A 2649-nucleotide genomic window follows, 5' to 3' on the forward strand; every position below is an offset into this window, starting at 1 on the left:
GTCATGGAGGTGGCGGCGCTCGCCACGATCGTCGTCATGACGATCGTGAGTACCGTCTCGCCCACCGTTGATACCGGGGCTCTCTTCGCCTTGCCCAACTGGGTGATCGACCACGTCGAGACGGTGCAGCTCGTCGCCGCCACAACCATCCTGCTCGGGGCCACTGGTGAGCTCGCGATCCGGCGCCGCCTGACGGCGGGCCTCTACCTGTGGCTGGCCGCCGGGGTGTGGCTCCTCCCTGCCCTGCTCGGTATCGCTTTCGCGTCCGACACCACCCCGACAGCATGGTCGACGCCCGGACAGGTGGAGACCGTGCTTACCATCGTCGTCCTCGCCATGGCCGGCACCGCGCGCACCGCCGGTCTCGAGCCGAGGGCATTGATGCTGCTCGTCGTCGTCCCACTCGTCGTGCTGCACCTCGACAGCTTCTGGCCGGAGGCGTGGACGGACCACTTGACCCAGGTCGCCGTCGTCGCGGCAGTCGTCATTGCTCTCTGGCTCAGACCCCCACCCGTCTACTCCGATCGGTACCGCAACGAGCGCAGCCGCGTGTTGCTCGTGGCGGGTCAACTCGGCCTGCTCACGCTCTACATCTACCTCTTCAACGACGTACAGCTGAGCGCGCGCCTAGGTTCGGCCACCACCATCGCGTGGCTCTGGCTGGGCATCCCGGTCACCGCCGTACTGACGGCCCGGGTCGCACGCCGCAACTGATCGCTCCGCAGCGGCGTTCGGGAGGCTGACGGTCAGTGACGCCGCTGCCGGGGCCGGCGGTCGTGGTGCCGGTCGGCCGCCTCGCGCAGCTGTGACACGACCTTCGACTCGGCGTCCTTGAGGGCGGCCTTGGTATCCGTCAGGTTCGAGACGCCGACGATGGTCGGCAGGCCGCTGACGCAGACCTCGACGGAGGTGTGCATGCCGGGTTGCCCACGGTCCTTGACCCGCAGCCCGATGTGGACCATCGACGGGTCGAAGCGCTCCAGCTGCGTGAAGAGCTGGGTCAACGCGTGCTGGATGAAGGGAAGGTCGTCCTCGTGGTACCCGTCCTCGAGTCGGACCTGATCCATGAAGAGGCTGGACGCGCTCATGCCGAGCTCCTTTGCCACAGGGCCGCCGTTCTCGACGTCCATGTCGAGTCTATCCAGCAGTGTTGTGGATAAACCCGTTTCGTCCGTATGAGAGTGGTCACCCGTTCGGGGGGCGTCAGCGGTCCCCGTGCCCCGAGCGCCGGACGTGGCGCCTGATCGACCCATCCGCGGCGAGCACGTCCGCGGCACGGTGGAGGCGGGCCAGCACCACACCGTCGTCGGGCGGCACCCCTGGACCTGCCTCGAAGAGGGCCAGAAAGGGGTCGCTCGACGAACAGCCCCGGCACCGGTCCCTCGGGCCCGATCACGTCGTCGGCGGCCTCAGAGCAGGTCGGTGAGCTCGGGCCTCGCAGCCTCCCGGACCGCGGTGAGGGCGTCGACGGCGGTGCGGGCACCGCGGGCGGCCGCGGCGATCGACTGGCACTCCTCGAGTGAGTGCAGCGAGAGCGCCAGGCGCACGACGGGGACCTTGCTCGGCGCCATCGAGAGCGACGAGACTCCGAGCCCGACGAGGACGAGCGCGAGGAGCGGATCACCGGCCGACTCACCGCAGACGCCGATCGGCCGGTCCACACGGGCCGCACCCTGGCACGCGAGCCCGACGACGTCGAGCACGCCTGGCTGCCACGGGTCGAGCAGGTCGGACAGCGCGCCCTGCATTCGGTCGGCGGCCATCGTGTACTGCGCCAGGTCGTTGGTGCCGAGCGAGCCGAAGTCGACCTCGCCGAGCACGTCGTGGGCCCGCAGCGCGGCTCCGGGCACCTCGATCATGACGCCGGCCTTGGGCAACCCGTTCTCACGGACGCGCCGCGCGAACCACGCGGCCTCCTCCGCCGTGGCGACCATCGGCGCCATGACGCGGACGTCGGCGCCGGTCTCGCGGGCGGCGATGGCGAGCGCCTCGAGCTGGGCGTCGAGCAGGTCGGGACGCTCGGCCGAGAGGCGCAGGCCCCGGCGCCCGAGGGCGGGGTTCTCCTCCGGCCCGAGGTCGGCGAACTTCAGCGGCTTGTCGGCGCCGGCATCGAGGGTGCGCACGACGACGCGGCGTCCCTCGAACGGCGCGAAGACGCCGCGGTAGATCTCGGTCTGCTCCGCGACGGTCGGCGCCTTGGTCGCCGAGAGGTAGACGAACTCGGTGCGGAAGAGCCCGACCCCCTGGAGGTCCTGGGCTCCGGCCGCGACGGCGTCGTCGACGCCGCCGATGTTGGCGAGCAGCGCGACCTCGACACCGTCGGAGGTGCGTCCGGGACCCGAGAGGTGTGACAGCGCCTCGGCCCGACGGGCGGCCCGCTCCCGCTGGGCGGTGACGTGCGCCATGTCGGGGTCGATCGTCACCTCGCCGGTGTCCCCGTCGAGCGCGACGGGCGTGCCGGGCGGGATCTCGGTGGCGTCCGCGAGCTGCACGACGGCGGGGATCCCCATCTGCGCGGCGAGGATCGCGGTGTGGCTCGTGCGACCGCCCGCCTCGGTGATGATGCCGACGACGAGCCGCCGGTCGAGCGTCGCCGTCTCGGCGGGCGCGAGGTCCTCCGCGACGATGACGCTCGGCACGGAGAAGGAG

The 2649-nt window shown here is 71.2% G+C and carries 3 protein-coding genes; 1 reads left to right on the forward strand and 2 read right to left on the reverse strand.

What is annotated here, in order from left to right:
* Positions 1-714 (forward strand): hypothetical protein (locus tag AC1DP0_RS20655; RefSeq protein WP_478088217.1); only part of this gene is annotated, 714 nt, incomplete at its 5' end.
* 32 nt (positions 715-746) lie between these two features.
* On the opposite strand, the gene AC1DP0_RS20660 is transcribed toward AC1DP0_RS20655, so the two are convergent.
* Both AC1DP0_RS20660 and AC1DP0_RS20665 read right to left on the reverse strand, forming a co-directional pair.
* Positions 747-1088 carry a hypothetical protein gene (locus AC1DP0_RS20660; protein WP_478088219.1) on the reverse strand — a complete coding sequence of 114 codons (342 nt, stop codon included), beginning with the start codon at positions 1086-1088 and terminating at the stop codon, positions 747-749.
* Positions 1089-1409: 321 nt separating this feature from the next.
* The coding region (locus AC1DP0_RS20665) for a putative PEP-binding protein (RefSeq protein WP_478088221.1) at positions 1410-2649 on the reverse strand (1240 nt) is incomplete at its 5' end.

Source organism: Terrabacter sp. P5_B1, assembly GCF_056400505.1.

Coding starts and splice junctions, on each gene's coding strand:
- AC1DP0_RS20660 (WP_478088219.1), bottom strand. CDS start 1,088: ATGAGCGCGTCCAGCCTCTTCATGGATCAGGTCCGACTCGAGGACGGG.